General features: G+C 64.1%; 17 protein-coding genes. 9 read left to right on the forward strand and 8 right to left on the reverse strand.

Going from position 1 to position 18,221, the window contains the following annotated elements; genetic code table 11:
• Positions 1-35 precede the first annotated feature (35 nt).
• Positions 36-1,241, reverse strand: coding sequence for a M20 family metallopeptidase (locus BMY91_RS16675; protein ID WP_090823888.1), 1,206 nt, complete (start codon positions 1,239-1,241; stop codon positions 36-38).
• Positions 1,238-2,656 (reverse strand): MFS transporter, encoded by a 1,419-nt coding sequence (locus BMY91_RS16680; protein WP_090823890.1) that lies wholly within the window; start codon positions 2,654-2,656, stop codon positions 1,238-1,240. Before BMY91_RS16680 ends, BMY91_RS16675 begins: the two co-directional genes overlap by 4 nt.
• Before the next feature lie 126 nt (positions 2,657-2,782).
• Here BMY91_RS16680 and BMY91_RS16685 point away from each other — a divergent pair, with 126 nt between their 5' ends.
• Positions 2,783-3,811, forward strand: a complete 1,029-nt coding sequence (locus BMY91_RS16685) for an Lrp/AsnC family transcriptional regulator (RefSeq protein WP_177179937.1) — start codon at positions 2,783-2,785, stop codon at positions 3,809-3,811.
• Between the two features lie 43 nt (positions 3,812-3,854).
• Positions 3,855-4,274, forward strand: a complete 420-nt coding sequence (locus BMY91_RS16690; RefSeq protein WP_090823894.1) for a VOC family protein — start codon at positions 3,855-3,857, stop codon at positions 4,272-4,274.
• 9 nt (positions 4,275-4,283) lie between these two features.
• Here BMY91_RS16690 and BMY91_RS16695 read toward each other — a convergent pair whose 3' ends face one another.
• From BMY91_RS16695 to BMY91_RS16715, 5 genes are all read right to left on the reverse strand, one after another.
• Positions 4,284-4,676, reverse strand: a complete 393-nt coding sequence (locus BMY91_RS16695) for a DUF1304 domain-containing protein (RefSeq protein WP_090823895.1) — start codon at positions 4,674-4,676, stop codon at positions 4,284-4,286.
• Positions 4,677-4,720: 44 nt separating this feature from the next.
• On the reverse strand, positions 4,721-5,602 hold the full coding sequence (locus tag BMY91_RS16700) for a class II fructose-bisphosphate aldolase (protein ID WP_090823897.1): 882 nt from the start codon (positions 5,600-5,602) through the stop codon (positions 4,721-4,723).
• Entirely contained in the window at positions 5,602-7,068 is a 1,467-nt protein-coding gene (locus BMY91_RS16705) for a GntP family transporter (protein ID WP_090823899.1), read from the reverse strand. The genes BMY91_RS16700 and BMY91_RS16705 overlap by 1 nt, the downstream gene beginning before the upstream one ends.
• 103 nt (positions 7,069-7,171) lie before the next feature.
• Positions 7,172-8,074 carry an NAD(P)-dependent oxidoreductase gene (locus BMY91_RS16710; protein WP_090823900.1) on the reverse strand — a complete coding sequence of 301 codons (903 nt, stop codon included), beginning with the start codon at positions 8,072-8,074 and terminating at the stop codon, positions 7,172-7,174.
• A gap of 25 nt (positions 8,075-8,099) precedes the next feature.
• On the reverse strand, positions 8,100-9,611 hold the full coding sequence (locus BMY91_RS16715; RefSeq protein WP_090823902.1) for a four-carbon acid sugar kinase family protein: 1,512 nt from the start codon (positions 9,609-9,611) through the stop codon (positions 8,100-8,102).
• Between the two features lie 129 nt (positions 9,612-9,740).
• Here BMY91_RS16715 and BMY91_RS16720 point away from each other — a divergent pair, with 129 nt between their 5' ends.
• A complete protein-coding gene (locus tag BMY91_RS16720; RefSeq protein ID WP_090823904.1) occupies positions 9,741-10,544 on the forward strand; it encodes an alpha/beta fold hydrolase in 804 nt (267 codons plus the stop codon).
• Between the two features lie 77 nt (positions 10,545-10,621).
• On the forward strand, positions 10,622-11,323 hold the full coding sequence (locus BMY91_RS16725) for a FadR/GntR family transcriptional regulator (protein WP_090823906.1): 702 nt from the start codon (positions 10,622-10,624) through the stop codon (positions 11,321-11,323).
• A 12-nt stretch (positions 11,324-11,335) separates the two neighbouring features.
• Here BMY91_RS16725 and BMY91_RS16730 read toward each other — a convergent pair whose 3' ends face one another.
• Positions 11,336-12,304 (reverse strand): AraC-like ligand-binding domain-containing protein, encoded by a 969-nt coding sequence (locus BMY91_RS16730; RefSeq protein WP_090823909.1) that lies wholly within the window; start codon positions 12,302-12,304, stop codon positions 11,336-11,338.
• Between the two features lie 170 nt (positions 12,305-12,474).
• Between BMY91_RS16730 and BMY91_RS23185 the strand changes: the two genes are divergently transcribed.
• From BMY91_RS23185 to BMY91_RS16750, 5 genes are all read left to right on the forward strand, one after another.
• A complete protein-coding gene (locus tag BMY91_RS23185) occupies positions 12,475-12,624 on the forward strand; it encodes a hypothetical protein (protein ID WP_175538765.1) in 150 nt (49 codons plus the stop codon).
• Positions 12,625-12,748: 124 nt separating this feature from the next.
• Entirely contained in the window at positions 12,749-13,537 is a 789-nt protein-coding gene (locus BMY91_RS16735) for an SDR family oxidoreductase (protein ID WP_090823910.1), read from the forward strand.
• Between the two features lie 34 nt (positions 13,538-13,571).
• Complete coding sequence (locus BMY91_RS16740) at positions 13,572-14,813, forward strand: styrene monooxygenase/indole monooxygenase family protein (RefSeq protein ID WP_090823912.1); 1,242 nt, start codon at positions 13,572-13,574, stop codon at positions 14,811-14,813.
• Positions 14,814-14,840: 27 nt separating this feature from the next.
• Positions 14,841-16,568 carry a flavin reductase gene (locus BMY91_RS16745; protein WP_090823914.1) on the forward strand — a complete coding sequence of 576 codons (1,728 nt, stop codon included), beginning with the start codon at positions 14,841-14,843 and terminating at the stop codon, positions 16,566-16,568.
• Between the two features lie 21 nt (positions 16,569-16,589).
• Positions 16,590-18,221, forward strand: a complete 1,632-nt coding sequence (locus BMY91_RS16750) for a phytoene desaturase family protein (protein WP_090823916.1) — start codon at positions 16,590-16,592, stop codon at positions 18,219-18,221.

Raw genomic sequence — 18,221 nt, forward strand, 5'->3', positions numbered from 1 at the left:
CGCCCGTGCGGACTATGGAGCCAGCAGGCTGGCCCCTACCGCGCCTTGTGCAGCAGGCGTTCGCGTTGCTCCGGGTCCAGGGCCGCCGCACAGGCCGCCGCTGCCATGCCAAACGATCCGTCCAGAACTGCTTGGTCAGCTCCGGCGGAGGCACCGAATGCAGCGAACTCGGCAGTGTGGTGGGCGGCGCCCCGGACGTCGTAACCCACCATCGGGTGGATGGACGGCACCAATTGCGAGACGTTTCCCATGTCCGTGGAGGCCACAGGATCGGCGTTGAAAACAACCTCCCTTCCCCTGGCTTTCATCGCTTCCTGGTAAGCCGTGGACAGATACCGGTCCTGGCGCAGTTCCGCATAGTCATTGCCCTTGGGAGTCACCTGCAGCGTGCAGCCGCTCGCGTGGGCGCCAGCCTCCAGGCAGCGCCGGACTTTGTCCTGGATGACGCGCAGTTGATCAATCCCGGGCGCCCGCATTTCAACGCTCGCCCGGGTGCGCTCGGGGATAACGTTGACGGCGCTGCCGCCCTCGGTGACGATCAGCGACACGATGGAGCCCACCGGCAGTTGCTGGCGTGCCAAAGCGATGGCCAACTGTGCCACCACCAACGCGTCCAGCGCGTTGACTCCCTCAGATGGCGCCGCTGCTGCGTGAGCCGGACGGCCCTCGAACAGCACGTCCCACATGGACATGGCCAGGGACGAGCCTCCCACCACATCTGAAGCGCCGGCGTGGACCATCATGGCCAGCGAGACGTCGTCAAAGAAGCCTGCCTCCATCAAATCCACCTTTCCTCCGGTGGTCTCCTCCGCCGGCGTGCCAAGAACTTTGACCGTGATGTCCAGCTGCTCCGCCACCGCGGCCAACGCCAGGGCCGCCCCCACGGCGCTGGCCGCGTTGACGTTGTGCCCACACGCATGGCCGATTGCGGGCAGGGCGTCGTACTCCACGCACAGTGCCACCACGAGTTCGCCGGATCCACAGCGGGCACTGAAAGCCGTGGGCTCCTCAGGCTGCGCTTCATCGAACGTGAAACCCGCCTTGCGCAGAACCCTCTTAACCCGTTTGACCGCGCGGAACTCCTGCCCACCAAGCTCCGGGTCGGCATGGATGGCGTGGCTCAGGTCCAGAATGTCCGGTTTCCAGCGCTGCACCTCATTGTCCAGGGTGGCGTGGATGTCTGCTGGAGAGGACAGCACGACGGCGGAACCTTGGGTCACGCTGTTCAGCCCGGCGATCATGCGGTCACCCCGGCGGCCTGTCGCTTGGGGTACCGGGCGCTGGCCGCGGCGGCGATCAGCGCCGCCACAGCCAGGGCTCCCCAGATGGTGAACAACCCGGTTTCGGTGATGCGTCCGGACTCCACTGATGCTGACGACAACAGCTTGACCACTGCCGCGCCTACTGCGATGCCCACGGAGAGAGCCAATTCATTGAGGCCTGCGGCCGTTGAGGTTTCTTCCAAGGGGACACCTTCAACGGACAGGGAACGGGTGCCCGCTTGATACATTCCCAAGCTCAGGTTGAACATGGCGAAGCCGATGCAGTATCCGGCAAAGGAGCCGTGCGCGAGCATCATCACCAAGAATCCGCCTGCCAGCAGAACGCCGGCGAACACCAGTGTGGCCCGTTCACCGAACCGTCGCATCGCCCGCGCTGTCAGCAGGGAAGATGCCAAGGACAGGACGGATGCCAGGGCAAGGACAATCGCGATCATCAGCGGGCTGAGGCTGAACCCATAACCCGTCTTCTCCGGGTTGGAGTGCAGGAAGATGCCGTTGGTACCGAAGTAGCTGATGGAGGCAAAGCCAAAGAAGAAGGTTGCTACGGAGATGGCTCGGATCCGCGGAGTGGCCAGCATGCGCAGGTCCATGAACCGCTGCCCGGCGGTACCGCTGTAATCACGCCTTGCCCAGAACGCCAGCAGGGCGAGCCCCAACAGGCCGGCCGTGAGGGTACGTGCATCCAGCCAGCCCCATTCCGGCGCCATGGACAACGCCACAACAAAACCAATGAGACCCAGCGAGCATGCCAACAGCGGTGCCAGGGCAATGCCCTCACGGGTCGGGACCCCGGCGTCGGGCAGCAGGAAGGAGCATACGAAAGCGATCACCGCGAACGGGACCGCCACCCAGAATCCCAGCGTCGGATCGGTGACGCCCACAATTCCGGCAAGCAGGCCGCCGCCGCCCACCATGATCATCAGCATGCCGATCATGACGCTGACGCCGGTACGGGTGTGTGCCGGGCTGGTGACACGGAGGATTCCCATCATCAGCGGGATGAACCCCACCACGCAGGTCAGCATGACGACGCCCAGCGTCACTGTCCACAGCGACGGCCACAGCGCCATTTGCAATACGCCGACCGTCACTACGCCCGTGGACCAGCGGAGCACGAGCCGGTAGCCGTAGCTGTCCCCGAGCCTCGAAATGATGGGCGTCAGGACGGCGAAGCTGACGTTGGAGATGAGGAAAATGCCGTTGATGGTGGGGTCGTCAATCTCGAAGACCGGTCCCAGCGCGGGCAGGATGGGGTTCAGGTACCCCTGGGTCACGCCACTGAGTGATTCGATGAGCGCCATTGCCAGAATCATTCCTGCGATGGTCCTGCGCGTGATGGCCGCGGCCGCAGGTGGTGCTGTCTTGCTTGCCATGAGCTTCCTTGGGTGTTGATCCGGTTGAGATGGCCGTAGGTGCCGTTGGTGATGCGAGTCACAACGATATGGCCGTCGATTACACTGGCTTCCAGATTGTTTGAATCTCACACAAGGCAGCTCACATTGAACGAATCAGCCATAATCTCAGAGCTCGACCTCGAAATCGTCAATGCCCTCCAGATCAACCCGCGGGCGGAATGGAGCCGGATCGCGGACGCCCTGGGCTTGTCAGCTCCCACTGTCGCGAGGCGCTGGAACGTGTTGGCGCAGCAAGGATCGGCGTGGATTACACCGTCTCCGGGACAGCGCTACCTCAGTGCGGGCTGGTCGGCGTTCATCCAACTGTCGTCATTGCCCGGCGAGAGCGAAGCCCTGATCCACAGGCTGTGCGCGGAGCCCGCGTTCGGTACCGTCTCCATGGTCACCGGCTCCCACGATGTGTTCATGGATTGCTTCGCATCCAGCCACGAGGAACTCATGGACATCGTCACCGGAGCCTTTCCTGCGCTGCCGGGAGTCACCCACCGCGAAGTCGTCTTCGTCACCAAGCTGTACCGGCAGGCCTCGGAGTGGCGCAGCGGAACACTCGAACCCGCACGCGCCCGTTTGGTCTCCTCCGAAGCCAAGCCCGCACCGGCAGGCTACTCGCCGGATAGCTTGGATGCCGCGTTGCTTGAGGTACTCGCCAACGACGGCCGCGCAAGTTGGGCCGAGCTGGGTGCCGCCTGCAGCGTTTCACCCCAAACCGCCCGACGCCGGGTGGAACGGTTCCTGGCATCCGGATACATCACGCTGAGGTGCGACGCGTCCACGGCAGCCAATCGAGGCCTCCGCGAGGTGACTCTCATGCTCAATGTCCCGGCCCAGTTCGTGGACGACGTCGGCCGCTATTTCGCCGCGCAAACGAATTGCCGGCTCAGCGCCCAGGTTCTTGGTGCGCAAAACCTGGTGGTCACACTGTGGGTCCGCGACTACTTGGAGGCACAGGCTTTTGAACGCGAACTCGCGGAACGGGCACCCGGCAGCATTGTGATCTCCCGGCAAGCGGTGGTCCGGACGTACAAGCGCCTGGGCCATATTCTCGACGAGTCGGGACGCAGCCTGAGAGTGGTGCCGCTGCCGCTGTGGAGGGAGGGGCCTGGACGGGACTGACCAAGTCTGGACGGGGCGCCGAAACCCCGGCAGGATCAGACGCATGACTACGTCCATTTTCGTCAATCTGCCCGTGAGCGATCTTGAAGCATCCAAGGCTTTCTACACGGCCCTTGGCTACTCCATCAACCCGAACTTCACTGATGAGACAGCGGCCTGCGTCGTCTTCAGCGACACCATCTACGCAATGCTCCTGACGCATGCCAAGTTCAGCGAGTTCACCAAGCAGCCCATTGCGGACACCAAAAACTCGACGGCGGCAATTGTCGCCCTGTCTGCCGACAGCCGTGAAGCTGTGGATGCGCTGGCCACCAAGGCCCTGGAAGCCGGCGGGTCCGAAACCTACGACGCCCAGGATCTCGGGTTCATGTACAGCCGGGCCTTCCGCGATCTGGACGGCCACCACTGGGAAGTGCTCTGGATGGATGAAGCCGCAGCCCAGGCCGGCCCGCCGGAGCACTAGTTCTGCGGGCTAGCCCAGCGTTACCGCCAACACTCCGAGCACGACGGCGAGCAGCGGTGTGGTGCCTTGGAGCGTTGCTGCGCGGAGGTACTTCTTGCCACTCGCAGCGAGGACCAGGGCAGCCAGGAGCATGGAGCCGCAGCTGCTGAAGACGAGGGTCCAACCCACCTGTGGAGCGCCGGCCCAGACGGCGATGATGCCAACCAACGCGCCGATGGCCAGGAACAGGTTGTAGAAGCCCTGGTTGTAGGCGAGCGACTTGGTGGTTTCGGCATCAGCCTGGGTGGTGAGGCTGAACCGCTTCCACGTAGCCGGCTTTGTCCAGGTAATGGACTCCATGGTGAAGATGTAGACGTGGAGAAGGGCGGCAATCGTCGCAAAAATCAGGGAGGCCAGGATCATGTTTTGATCCTAGCCTCCCTGTCATGACGGGATTGTGTGCCGCGCTACGAGCCTGCGCTGAGCAGCTGCAGCGTGCTGCCGGCGAACGTTCCGGCCGAGCCGTTCCAACGGGCCAGCAGGCCTTGAAGATTCTCGCCGTCGGCCCGGTGCGAAGCAGTTTCAGCCTCAAGCGTCGCGAGGATTCCCGTGCGCAGTTCGGTGTTGACGTTCACCTTGCCCACGTGCAGGGAGGGAGCTTTTGCGAGTTCCGCGGCGGGGATGCCCGATGCTCCGTGCAGCACCAACGGGACATCGGTCTCAGCCGCCACCTCCTGCAGTACGTCCCAGCGGATATTTGGCTCGCCCTTGTACTTGCCGTGCACGTTTCCCACGGCAATGGCCAGCAGTTGCGCACCCGTTCGCTCCACGAAGTCAGCCACCTGTGCAGGGTTGGTGAGTCCCGCAACTGAAGTGCCGGCGTCGTGCGCTGGATCATCGGCACCGAACGCCTTGTCCTCATCACCCGCAAGGCCGCCCAGTTCCGCTTCGATCACGACGTCGGAGGCGCCTTGCGCGTCCAGCGCGGCACGGACTTCGCGGACCAAGGCGATGTTGTCCTCGTAGGGCAGGGACGAACCGTCGGCCAGGACGGCGTCCGCACCCGCGGCCACTGAGTCGAGGATGACTTTGAGGTCCGAGGCGTGGTCAAGTTGGACCGAAACCGGGACGCTGGCGTCGTCGGCGAGGCCACGCAGGGCTGAGATGAGGCGCAGTCCGTTGGGCGTGGACGCAGTTTTCGGAGCCACCAGCAGGATCACGCCCAGCCGGGCTTCCTCCGCCGCCGACACTACAGCCAATGCGGTGGTGAAGTCGTAGCAGGTGAAGGCCGGAACGGCGGAGCCGGATGCCAGTGCTGAGCCGACCAGCTGGTCGAGTTGGGCGCGCATCAGTGGGCCAGGCCTCCCACCAGGATCCAGGCAACGTATGTCAGGGCGAAACCAGCCAGGCCCAGGATGGTGGTGAGAACGGTCCAGGTCTTGAGGCCGTCGGAAACCGTGAGGCCGTAGTAACGGATCACGGTCCAGAAGCCCGCGTCAGTGACGTGGGACAGGCCCAGCGAACCGAAACCGATGGCGATCACGATCACTGCGATCTGGGCTGGCGAGTAGCCGCCCTCCATCACAGCTGAGGTGAGCAGGCCGGTGGTGGTCACGATTGCCACCGTGGCCGAACCCTGCGCGGCGCGCAGTGCCAGGGAGATGATGAAGCCGAGAACGATCACCGGAAGCCCAAGGCTGTCCAGCGTGTGGGACAGCGCGGCCCCGATCCCCGAGGTGCGGAGGACTTCACCGAAGACGCCGCCTGCGGCGACCACCATGAGGATGGATGCGATGGGAGGCAGTGCGCCTTCGAAGATTTCGCCGGTTTCCTTGAGGGACCAGTTGCGGCGTACGGCCAGCAGGAAGAAGGAGAGGGCCACAGCGACCAGGAGTGCGAAGAACGGGTTGCCGATGAACGCGGCCACGCCGTACCAGTAGTTGTCCTTGGCGATGGTCAGCGTACCCACCGTGCCGAGGAGGATCTGGACGATCGGGGCGGCGATCAGGAACATGATCAGGCCGGGGCGGGGAGGAGCAATTGCGCGGGCGCCCGGACCATCGTGGCCCACGTGGACCAGGGAATCGGAACCGAACTCTTCCACCTGCTGCTTCACGCCGGGGAGAAGCTCGTAGTCCTTGCGGTTCATGATGCTGGCAACCCAGTAGGAAAGGAATCCGAGGGGGATGCAGATGATAAGCGAGATCATGGTGATGAGTCCGATGTCCGCGCCAAAGACGCCGGCGCCGGCCACGATGCCCGGGTGCGGCGGGACTGCAACGTGGATGGACAGCATGATGCCGGCCATGGGCAGGCCAAACTTGATGGGGTGAACGTTCGCGATCTTGGCGAAGGCGTAGACGATGGGCACCAGGACGATCACGCCAACCTCGAAGAACACGGGGATGGCCACCAGGAAGCCCACGGCCGTCAGAGCGACAGCAACGCGCTTTGCTCCGAGCTTCTCCGTGAAGTGGGTGGCCAGCGACTGTACGCCGCCGGAAACCTCGATCATGCGGCCAAGGATGGCTCCGAGGGCGATCAGCAATGCCACCTTACCCATGGTGCTGCCGACGCCCGTGGTCACCACGGTGAAGATGTCCTTGAGCGGAATCTGGGCAGCGACGCCCACCAGGATGCTGACGGCCAGCAGGGCTACGAAAGCCTGGATTTTGAAGCGGATGATCAGCACCAGCAACAGGGCGATACCGGCCGCAGCGATGGTCAGTAGAAGCGGTGTTCCCAGCTCCACTGCGGGCTTGATGGCGGGGGCGTCGGCCGCCTGAACCATCAACGAGTTAACGAGGGGATTCATTGGGGGTGTCTCCTTTGACATACCAGTCTAGGGAAGACCGGCGGAGGTGGCGACGACGGCGAAGGGGGGACCGCCGTCGTCGCGGGTTCTTTGTTGGGAGTGGTTAGGCGGTGCGCTTGGAGGGCGCAACAACCTTGATGACGGCGGAATCGTCGGCGGCGGCGAGGCCCTGGGCCTGGCCGAGAAGGTAAAGCTGTTCAGCAGCGGCAGCAACGGGTGCGGCGAGGCCGGCGGCCCGGGTTGCCTTGCCCACGATGCCCATGTCCTTGACGAAGATGTCCAGGCGGCTGAGGACCTCGGCACCTTCCTCGGTGTAGGCCTCGAGGATGCGCGGGCCGCGGTTGGAAAGCATGAAGGAACCGGCGGCGCCTGCTTCCAGCGCGGCGAGGGTCTTGGCATGGTCGAGGCCGAGGGCGTCGGCGAGGGCCATGGCTTCTGCGGCGGCGGCAATGTGGACGCCGCACAGGAGCTGGTTGACGGTCTTCAGTGCCTGGCCATCGCCGGGCTTGTCGCCCACGATGCTCAGGGTGGACGCCAGCAGTTCAAGGGCGGGGCGAGCCTTTTCGAGTGCCTCGGGCTCGGCGCCGACAACGATCAGCAGGTCACCTTCGCCGGCGCGCTTGGGGCCGCCGGACAGCGGAGCGTCAACCAGCGAAACGCCGTATTCGGCCAGCTTGGCGACCGTGGCCGGGATGGCTTCCGTGCCCACGGTGCTGCCGAGGATCACCACGGCGCCCGGCTTCAGCACCGAGGCCACGCCGTTCTCACCGAAGAGGACATCGTTGAGCTGTTCGCCATTGCGGACGGCCAGGAGCAACGCGTCGGCATCCTGCGAAGCTTCGCGGGCTGAGGCGAACGTCTTGATGCCGGCTGCGGCGGCGAGCTCCAGGCGGGGTTCGGCGATGTCGAAGCCGTGGACGGTCAGTTCCGAGGCCAAGCGGGTGGCCATGGGCAGGCCCATGGCGCCGAGGCCCAGGACGGTGATGGTGTAGTTGCTGCTGGTCATGGTGTTCTCCATTGAATTTTGGCTGTCAGAAAGTGGCGCTGAGCTTGCGGGTGACGTGGGTCAGTGATTGGTCGTCGCCCACGTTGCCGGCGAAGACGATGTACGGAATGCCCTTCGCGGGACCGTCCACCGGCTCCCACAGCGAGACGATGCCCGGGAGCATGGGGCCACGGACAATCGCGTGGCGGATTTCCAGGCCGTGCGCGGCGACGTCCGAGGACGTGATGCCGCCCTTGGCGATGACGAACCGCGGCGGGAAGGTCTTCAGCGTCCGGTTCACTACAGCCACGACGGCGGCCGAGACGGTGCGGGCGATCTTCAGGCTCGCTGCGGCGTCGTCGGTTTTGATGAGGAGGCGGCTGGTGTGGACAATGACGTCGCCCTGGTGGAGTGCGTCGACGACGTCGGACACGACGGTTGCGATGTAGGCGTCAGCTTCTGCTTCGCCCTCGGTTTTGGTTCCGGCAATGAGCTTCTCGACGTCGATCTCGATGGTCCGGGCCGAGCTGTGCGCGGCTGTGAGGTCATTGAGTTGCCGGGTGGTGACGCCAACGTGCGAGCCGACCACGATCAAGCCCCCGGCTGTGGAGGGCGTGTTGCCCGCGAAGGCCTCCTCGGACGTCAGCGCCGTGCGGATCTCCTGGCCAATGCGGCCCCTGACGAAGGGCGGACCAACACGGTAGAGGAGTTTCTTGCCGCGGCGTTCTGCTTCCTCCAAGCCCAGGGCGAGGGCACGGAAGTCGTTCTCAGTGACGATGTCGGCCACGACCGGCGTGGAGTTGGTGGCGGATTCCAAGGCGTCGGCGATCGCTTTGGCGGAGATGGTGGGATCCTGCGCTGATGCTCCGGCGCGGATGATGTTCAGGTCCAGGACGATCACATCGCTGGCCGGGAATCGGCCCTGCGACTTCTCCTCCACATACTTGGCCATCTCGGAGTTGGCGAAACCGAAGCTCGCGTCCTTGGCGAATTCTGTCTCTGCGACGGGAGTAAGGGAGCCGAGGTTTTCTGCTGCGCCACGCATGTAGTGCACGCCGCCGATGGTGACGCGTCCGGCGTCGGGGAATGCTGGAACGATCACCACACCGTCGGTGGCTTCGCCGGTTTCGGCGGCCACGGTGGCGGCGATGACGTCCGGCTCCAGCGGGTAGTGGCCGCGGAGGGTGGAGTCGCTGCGGCTCACGAAGCCCAGCGCCAAACCTGCGGGCGCTGCTGCGGCCAGCGCATTGCGGACGATTTCCTCGTTACGCGCTGCGGCTTCGGCCGGGTCCAGGCTTCGGGTGTTCGTGAGGACGTAGACAGCAGGCTTGGTCTGGTTCTCACGGATGTGGGTGAAAGCCCAGGTGAAGTCCGCGACGTCCCAGCGTGTGAGGACTGCAAGATCGGCAACTGACTGCGTGCCTGTGGGGTCGTCGTCGAGGACCACAAGGACGCGGGGGGACGTTGCCGAGGACGCCGCAACGGCGTCGGCAACCAACTGAGCAGGAATCTGGACTTCCGCCGGGAAAGCGGCCAGAACGTCGGCTTCAAGGGTCACTGTGCACTCCATCGTGGGAAATCTCTGTTGCGGTTTAGTGAATGTAAGATGTCAGACATCTAACATTTGAATTAGTGTGACACACGGCTCCTCACCACGCAAGGTGCCCACCGTCACTAGGCTGGGTGCATGGCTGACGGTGTTGTTCCGCTCCCGTTCGTGGACGTTCGCACACCTGGCGTTTCCGCAGGTGAGCCCGTTCCCGCAGTGCTGATCCATGGCTGGGCGTCCGGGTCCGTGTACTGGGACCCCTTGGCACAGGAATTGCTCGACGCCGGCCGTGAACTGTGGATTGTGGACCTGCCCGGCTACCACCCGGGAGAGGAACTGCCGCCGGTATTCGACTGGACACTGGACTCGGCTGCGGCTTCAGTAGCGGCATTTCTGGAGGACCGCGCAACCGGCCCGGTGCACCTGGTGGGTCACTCTATGGGTGGCAGCGTCTCCCTGACCCTCGCCGCGCACAGGCCGGAGTTGGTGGCAACAGTGACCCTGGTGGGCATGGTTCCCGCACCGCAAAACGAGGGCTTCAAGAGCCTTCTGGTGTCCCAACTGGAGCAAGGGTTCTTCGACCCAGCTACCAAGGCGAAGCTCATGAACGCCTGGTACGGAGACCTGTCCGGGCAGGACATGGAGTTGCTCAGCAAGGGATTCGAGGTGCCCTTCCCGGTGCTGTCCGCCAGCGCAATGGCGGCCATGACCGGCGTCGAACCTTCAGTGCCCCGGCGCGTCCACGCGCCGCTGATGGTCCTCGCAGGAACCGGGGACCGTGTGCGATCCATGGACCAGATGCATCAGTTCGTGGCCGAAGGTCCGGACCGGCACCTGGCAGCCATTCCTGGCGCCGGTCATAACGTCCACTGGGAGCAGCCGCAGGAATGTGCCGGGGCGTTGCGTGAGTTTTGGAGAACGAGCTGGCCACTGCCAGCGTAAGATGTCTGACAACCAACCGGTCCCGGGGGAAAATCCACGGAGCGCAGGGCGGTCTGAAGTACAGGAAATGGGGATACATGGCACGCAAGTCGCTGGTGGGCGTCGTAGCTGATGAGTTGCTGGACCGCATCGTGGCAGGCGAGTTTCCGCCGGGAACGGTAGTCCCGGGCGAGCTTGAGCTCAGCGCCAAGCACGAGGTGAGCCGCATGACCGTGCGTGAGGCCATGAAAACTCTTGAAGCGCAGCGGATTCTCAGCGTTGAGCGCGGCCGCGGAACGTTCGTTAATCCCCTGAACCAGTGGGCGTCACTTGAAGCTGTACTGCGCGCCGCCTCGGAAGGAACCAAGGACGCGGCCGCTGCAATTCAGCTGATCGAACTCCGCAGGATGCTGGAGACCGGCGCCTGCGAGCTGGCCGCCGAACGCATCTCCGACGCTGAGCTTGCCGCGCTCAAAGAGCACGTGGAGAAGATGCAAGCAGCGCACGAAGTCAACAACCTGGCCGGCTTTGTGGAAGCCGACCTCGCCTTCCACGACGTGATCCTGCATGCCTCCGGCAACGTGTTTGTGGCCGTCCTCTTCGAACCGCTTCATCGAGTCCTCGAGGCCCGCCGCACGGAGACCTCGGCTTTCCCTGAGATCCAGGAACATGCCATTGGCCACCACCGGAAGATTGCCGCCGCACTGGAATCCCGCAATCCCAACGAGGCGCGGCTCGCTATGGACGCACACATGCAGCAAACGCTGGATGACCTGAAGACGTACGTGCTGGAGGCGTAGGCGCCAGCCATGTCAGCGGCGGAGGCTCTCCGAGGGCAGTTCGCCGAAGGTCTTCAGATACAGCGCAGAGAAGCGCCCCTGATGCGTGAAACCGCACAGTTCCGCCACCGCGGTGACGGTCTGTTCGCGTGGGCCCGCTTCGAGCAGCATCTCGCGGGCACGGTCCAGCCGGATACTTCGAAGCAACTCAGACGGCGTCGCGCCGGCTTCCGCACGGAGGGCCGTTTGCAGGGTCCGGACTGAAACACCCAGGCACTCGGCGATGTCCGGGACGGTCAACTCCTCAAAAGCGTGTTTTTCCAACAGTTCGCGGCACTCGCGCACCAGACGGCTTTCGGAATCGGCATCCCGAGGCTCCTCCGCGGAAGGCTGCATGGCCATCAGCAGCCGCGAGACCATGCTGTCCGCCAGCAAGCCCTGAACAAATGCGGGAGCCATGGATTGTGGCCGGCTGATCATGTCGTCATGAAGTTCGACGACGGACCTCAAGAACGCGCGGCCGGCGGCACCTGAAAGGTCCATGCCATAGCCCAGATCCACGGTGCCATCGCCGTAAAGCTGCCCCGCCACGCGCTCCACCGTTGAACGGCGCACATAGACAATCAAGTGCGGGCTGCCGCTGTCCCAGCTCATGGAGAATGCGCGGTCGATGGGTGGGACTGTCGCCATCCGCGGGCTTGATTCCACCGCGCTGGAGCCCACCTGCATGGACGCATGCCCTGCAAGCGGGATCTGCACCAGATGGAAGTCCTTGAGGCCCTCGGGTTCGATCCGAACATCCGCACCGTAGTCCAGGAACTCGATCCCCACGTCGCCCCGATGAAGCGAGCGCAGTTTCATATCTACTGCTGAAGTACGTGTCCGCGGCGCGAGCTCGTGGCTGCAGAACAGCTCGGAGATCCTGGCGTGGGCCTCGTCCACGTCAGTTGTTGCCGTTGTTGGCCGTCCCCGCAGAACGTCACGAGGAAGAATCCTCACCATCCGCCACCTACTTCACGGGTAATTGCGTCACACGGTTGAGCTTTTCGCCTTTCGGATGATCCCCGCGCCAAGTGGATATTCCGGAGTGCAGCGTCTGTCTAGAGTCGCTTTTAAGACAAGTATGACGCAGCTCACAAACCATACCAACAGCCGAAGCGAGGTGAGGACCAGTGAAGAACATCAAGGTGGTACATGACCGCAGGGACGAATGGGACAGGAGCCACTTCGAACTCTGGGCGGCGGAGCTTCAGGCCAGGGAAACCCACCTCACTTCCGCGGCCTGGGTTGGTTGGCACGAGGAAGAGGAAGACCCTGCGTAATTCGGATAATTCCCGCGCCACGTGGATATTCCCTCCGGAAGTGGCTGCCTAGAGTCACTTGCAGGGTAAATATGACGCACGTCATATTTACGTAACATCGTCATCGCGGGAAAGGGTTTGGCACATGGCAGCACTCGAAGGCAGAACAGCGATCGTCACCGGTGGAGCCACCAAGGTGGGCCAGGGTGTGGTGACCGCACTGCGGAACGCCGGAGCCACGGTGGTGGTTGCGGATATCGACCCCGACGGCGGTTCACTCACCGCTGCGCTGGGCGAGGGAGTCCACTACTCCCACACAGACATCACCGATGACGACGCCGTGAACGAACTCCTCAGCCGCACCGCAGCCACGCACGGCGGCCTGGATATCCTGGTCAACCTCGCCTGCACGTACAAGGACGACGGAGCCGCTTCCGGCCGAGCCGACTGGCTCGAAGCCCTCAACGTCAACCTGGTGAGCGCGGTGGTTGCAAGCAACGCGGCCCGGCCGTACCTCAAGGCTTCCGGACATGGCGCCATCATCAACTTCACCTCGATCTCCAGCTCGGTAGCCCAGACCGGCCGCTGGCTGTACCCGGCCAGCAAGGCAGCGTTGGTCCAGGTAACGCGCAGCATGGCCGTGGATTTCGCAGAGGACGGCATCCGGGTCAACTCGGTCAGCCCAGGCTGGGTATGGAGCAACATCATGGACTCCCTGAGCAACGGAAGCCTGGAGAAGACCGACTCCGTCGCGGCACCCTTCCATGCACTCAAGAGAGTGGGCCGCCCCCACGAGGTGGGTGACGTCGTCGCCTTCCTGGCCAGCGACCAAGCCAGCTTCGTCACGGGGGCAGATTGGGCCGTGGACGGCGGTTACTCCGCGCTGGGGCCCGAACGCGCCGAAGAAACCATCCCACTGCTGGCCGCCAACTGACACCGCAAACAGACCAAGAGAGAAAGGCAACACCATGACGCAACGTCACATCACCATTGTCGGAGCAGGCCAGTCCGGGCTGCAGCTGGGCATCGGGCTGCTGGACGCCGGCTACCAAGTGACCACCATTTCCAACCGCACGCCCGAGGAAATCGCTGGGGGCAAAGTAGCTTCCAGCCAGTGCATTTTCCACAATGCCCTGGAGCACGAGCGGGCACTGGGGCTCGATTTCTGGCCGGATGCACCCACCGTGGACGGCATCTCGTTCACCATCCCGCACCCCGAACTCCCCGGCGAGAAGGCGATCAGCTGGGCGTCACGGCTGGACAACCACGCCAAGTCCATCGATCAGCGGGTGAAATTCCCGCGGTTCATGGAGGAGTTCACGGCACGCGGCGGAGAGCTGGTCTTCGAAGACGCGGGCGTAGCCGAGCTGGAGAAGTACACGCAGAACTCGGATCTGGTGATCGTGGCCGCCGGCAAAGGTGAGATCGCCCAACTGTTCACCCGCGATGCCGAACGCAGCACCTACGACGCTCCCCAGCGAGCACTGGCATTGACCTACGTGACAGGTCTGAAGCCCCGCGAAGAATACTCAGCGGTCTCATTCAATCTCATCCCCGGCGTGGGCGAGTACTTCGTTTTCCCCGCGCTCACCACCACCGGCCCCTGCGAAATCATGGTCTTCGAAGGCGTACCCGGCGGCCCCATGGACACCTGGAAGGGGCTCAGCCCGGAGGAGCATCTGGAGAACTCCACGAACATCCTGAAAACCTTCCTGCCGTGGGAGGCCGAGCGCGCCACGGACGTCGAACTCACCGATCCCAACGGCGTCCTCCAGGGCCGGTTCGCCCCCACCGTCCGCCACCCGATTGCCACGCTGCCCAGCGGCAGGCAGGTACTGGGCCTGGCCGACGTCGTGGTTTTGAACGATCCCATCACCGGGCAGGGCTCCAACAATGCGAGCAAGTGCGCGGCGTCGTATCTGGAGAGCATCATCCAGCACGGTGGTGGCGTCTTCGATGCGCCGTTTATGCAGACCACGTTCGAGCGCTATTGGGATTACGCACAGCACGTTGCACACTGGACAAATGCCCTCCTGGCCCCACCACCGCCGCACGTCCTGGAGCTCCTGGGCGCAGCAAACCAAGAGCCGCACATCGCGCACCGCTTCGCCAATGGCTTCAACCATCCCCCGGAATTCCAGGACTGGTTCATGTACCCGGACAAAGCCGCCGACTATCTGGCCAGCCTTTCTGCCGCCAAGGTTTCTTAGCACACCCCTGCCATCAAGGACTCAACCATGCGAAAAATAGCAATCGTCGGGGCCGGCGAATCCGGCGCCCAACTGGCCTTGGGGCTGCAGCGGGACGGCTATGCGGTGACGCTGTTGTCAGACCGTTCGGCAGCCCAAATCCGCACCGGCAAAGTCATGTCCAGCCAGTGCATGTTCTCCACAGCCCTGGACGCCGAGGCCCACTTGGGAACGGCACTCACGGAGTTCTACGATTCCGGATCAGTGCCGGACATCAACTCCATCCGGCTCCGTGTGGAAGCCGAGGAACCCATCGAGTGGCAAGCTCCCCTGGATGGTCCCGCCCGATCCATTGACCAGCGAATCAAGAGTGCCCTCTGGATTGAGACGTTCGTGGCAGGCGGCGGGGACTTCCGGATAGAGAAGGTCACCCCGCGCATGCTCGAAGAACTGGCCCGCGACTACGAGCTGGTCATCGTCAGCACGGGCAAGGGCGAGATCGGCCAAATTTTCCCGCGGGACAAGGCAAAGTCGCCCTTTGACCGGCCGCAACGGGTCCTGGCACTGAACTACGTCACGTCCTCCAGCAGCACCGAACCGGAGGGCGACGCCATCCGCATGTCCATGGCCCCCGGCGTCGGCGAGTTCTTCACGTTTCCGGGCCTCACTGTCTCCGGCCCGTGCCGCATGATGGTGTTCGAAGGCGTGGTGGGCGGCCCCATGGACCGTTGGACCGACGTCGGAAGTCCCGAAGAGCAGCTTGAACGCTCCCTGGAGATTCTGCGCGACCACTTCCCGCACGAGACCGAAAACTTCGTGGGCGCTGAGCTCACCGACAGCGGCGCCACGCTCCTGGGGCGTATCACGCCTACGGTGAGGTCCGCGGTCGGCGAACTCGATAACGGGAAGCTGGTGTTCGGGCTGGGCGACGCCGTGGTCCTCAACGATCCCCTCACCGGCCAGGGTTCCAACAACGCCACGCTGGCCGCCAAGTACTATCTCGATTCGATTGTTCGCCGCGGGCAGCAGCCCTTTGACCGCGCGTGGATGGAACGGACGTTTGACGAGTTCTGGCGCGGCTGGGGGCAATGGGCGGTGGAGTGGACCAACGATCTCCTTAAGCCCCGCAGGGACCACCAGCAGACGCTACTGCGCGAGGCTGCCGGGCATCCGGCGCTGGCGGCGAGCATTGTGGGCGGCTTTGACGATCCCCGGACGTCGTACCCGTGGTGGTTCGACCCCACCGCCGCCGCCGATTTCATGCAGGCCCGCAAGGAAGACGATACCGCCGTCTTCGACATCCGGGATTTCCGGGGGGCGCTGGGCCAGTTCGCCACAGGCGTCACGGTGGTGACCACCGTGGCCGCCGATGGCCGGAAGGTGGGCATGACCGCGAATTCCTTCACGTCCGTGTCCATGGAGCCCCCGCTGGTGCTGTGGTGCCCCAGCAAACGCGCGCCCAGCCTGGGTGATTTCGAGGACGCTACGCACTTCGCCATCAACATCCTGGCCAGCGACCAGCACGTCCTCTCCCGCCAGTTCGCCACGCCTGCCACTGACAAATTCGCCGGCGCGGAGACCACCGAGGGCATCGCCGGTGTCCCGTTATTGGACGGCGCTGTGGCTACGTTCCAGTGCCGCACGGTCTCGCGGCATGACGCCGGCGACCACGTCATCTACGTGGGTGAAGTGGAAAGCTACAGCTACGACGGCGGCGCTCCCCTGGTGTTCCATGCCGGCAAGTACCACGCCACCGCCAGCCACCCGGATTTCTAGGCACCCGTGAAAGGAACGGCTATGGACGATCCTGTTGACATCGCGATCATTGGCTCCGGCATCAATTCCCTGGTGGCGGCAGCCGAGCTCGCCCTGGACGGAAAACGGGTGTGCATCATCGAGCGCGCGGACCGGCTGGGCGGGTTCATCCACTCGGCTGAGCGGACCCTGCCAGGTTTTGTCCACGACACTTTCTCTTCCTGGCATCCACTGTTTGTGTCAGGTGGCGCGTATTCGGCGCTGGGAAAGGAGCTGCACGCCAGGGGGCTGGAATACTGCAACACCACGGCTGAGGTGACGGCAAGCGTCGCCGCGGATCCCGCCACGGGCGCCCACCGCGTGGTGATCGCGCACCGGGCTCCGGCAGAGACAGCCGCTGCTTTCAAAGAGCCACGGGATCAGGCAGCTTACCTGGCCATGCTCGATGATCTGGGCCGCAATGCCGGCACCGTCTTCGGGGCGTTTGGGGCTGAGCTGCGATCGTTTGCCGAGGTAGCGAAGATTGCCTTCGGGGCCGTGCGGCGTGGGCGGCTGGCCGGAACGGAGGCCTTTGTCCGGGACTCCGTGATGAGCGGCCGGAACTACGTCCGGAGCCGCTTTGATGGCTGGGAAGCGGATCAGCTCTGGTCACCCTGGTTGCTTCATGCCGGGCTGGGTCCGGACCAGGCCACTGGCGGTGTGATGCTGCCAGTGATGGCCATGAGCATGCATGGCTTCGGGCTCCCTGTGGTGAAAGGCGGGGCTTCGCGGTTTGTAGCGGCTTTTGAGTCACTGTTGCGTGACAACGGGGTCCGGATCCTGCTGGGCACCGAGGCTGAGGAGATCCTGGTTTCGGGCACAGCTGTGACCGGCGTCCGAACCTCCCAGGGTGTGGTCACTGCTGACATCGTGCTCGCCAACGTTTCGCCGCAGGCCCTCTACACACAGCTGCTCCGCCAGCCTCCTGCGGCGACCGCCCGGGCCGCAGGGAAATACCAAAACGGCCGCGGAGCCATGCAAATCCACATGGTCTTGGACAAGCCCGTGGAGTGGCTTGATCCCAGGCTCAATCGCGTTCCGCTGGTGCACATCAGCAACGGCTCGGACAGCACGGGGATCGCGTGCGCCCAGGCTGAGGCCGGGTTGCTGCCAAAGGAACCCACGGTGGTGGTGGGCCAGCAATGCGTCCTGGATCCGTCCCGGGCACCGGAGGGCAAGGCCACATTGTGGCTGCAACTCCAGGAAGTCCCCTTCATTCCGGTGGGTGACGCTGCAGGAGAACTCGACGTCAGCGGCGGCTGGACCGAAGAACTGAAACAGGCCTACCTGGACCGGATCCTCACCCGGCTGGAGCAGTTCGCACCCGGCACCAAAGCCACGGTTCTCGCGTCAGATGTCATCGCCCCAACTGACTTGGCTGCTGCCAATCCCAACGCTGTGAACGGCGATCCTTACGGTGGCTCCGCTGAGCTTTTCCAAAACCTCCTCTGGCGCCCCTTCCCGGAAGCGGCAGGTCACCGGACCGCCGTCGAGGGTCTCTGGCACATCGGCGCGTCAACCCACCCCGGCCCCGGGCTTTCCGGGGGCTCCGGACACCTGGTGGCGCAGAAACTGACCGCCAAGCCTTCACGATTTTCCCGCATCCAAGCAGCACTGAAACCAAGCAAGCGATAG

The sequence above is a fragment of the Arthrobacter sp. yr096 genome (assembly GCF_900108925.1).
Lineage (GTDB): Bacteria > Actinomycetota > Actinomycetes > Actinomycetales > Micrococcaceae > Arthrobacter.

What these genes read in the sequence shown, in the direction of transcription:
- BMY91_RS16675 (WP_090823888.1), bottom strand. Translation starts at nt 1,241, where the DNA reads ATGATCGCCGGGCTGAACAGCGTGACCCAAGGTTCCGCCGTCGTGCTG.
- BMY91_RS16745 (WP_090823914.1), top strand. Translation starts at nt 14,841, where the DNA reads ATGCGAAAAATAGCAATCGTCGGGGCCGGCGAATCCGGCGCCCAACTG.
- BMY91_RS16740 (WP_090823912.1), top strand. Translation starts at nt 13,572, where the DNA reads ATGACGCAACGTCACATCACCATTGTCGGAGCAGGCCAGTCCGGGCTG.
- BMY91_RS16680 (WP_090823890.1), bottom strand. Translation starts at nt 2,656, where the DNA reads ATGGCAAGCAAGACAGCACCACCTGCGGCCGCGGCCATCACGCGCAGG.
- BMY91_RS16735 (WP_090823910.1), top strand. Translation starts at nt 12,749, where the DNA reads ATGGCAGCACTCGAAGGCAGAACAGCGATCGTCACCGGTGGAGCCACC.
- BMY91_RS16695 (WP_090823895.1), bottom strand. Translation starts at nt 4,676, where the DNA reads ATGATCCTGGCCTCCCTGATTTTTGCGACGATTGCCGCCCTTCTCCAC.
- BMY91_RS16710 (WP_090823900.1), bottom strand. Translation starts at nt 8,074, where the DNA reads ATGACCAGCAGCAACTACACCATCACCGTCCTGGGCCTCGGCGCCATG.
- BMY91_RS16730 (WP_090823909.1), bottom strand. Translation starts at nt 12,304, where the DNA reads ATGGTGAGGATTCTTCCTCGTGACGTTCTGCGGGGACGGCCAACAACG.
- BMY91_RS16700 (WP_090823897.1), bottom strand. Translation starts at nt 5,602, where the DNA reads ATGCGCGCCCAACTCGACCAGCTGGTCGGCTCAGCACTGGCATCCGGC.
- BMY91_RS16725 (WP_090823906.1), top strand. Translation starts at nt 10,622, where the DNA reads ATGGCACGCAAGTCGCTGGTGGGCGTCGTAGCTGATGAGTTGCTGGAC.
- BMY91_RS16705 (WP_090823899.1), bottom strand. Translation starts at nt 7,068, where the DNA reads ATGAATCCCCTCGTTAACTCGTTGATGGTTCAGGCGGCCGACGCCCCC.
- BMY91_RS16750 (WP_090823916.1), top strand. Translation starts at nt 16,590, where the DNA reads ATGGACGATCCTGTTGACATCGCGATCATTGGCTCCGGCATCAATTCC.
- BMY91_RS16720 (WP_090823904.1), top strand. Translation starts at nt 9,741, where the DNA reads ATGGCTGACGGTGTTGTTCCGCTCCCGTTCGTGGACGTTCGCACACCT.
- BMY91_RS16690 (WP_090823894.1), top strand. Translation starts at nt 3,855, where the DNA reads ATGACTACGTCCATTTTCGTCAATCTGCCCGTGAGCGATCTTGAAGCA.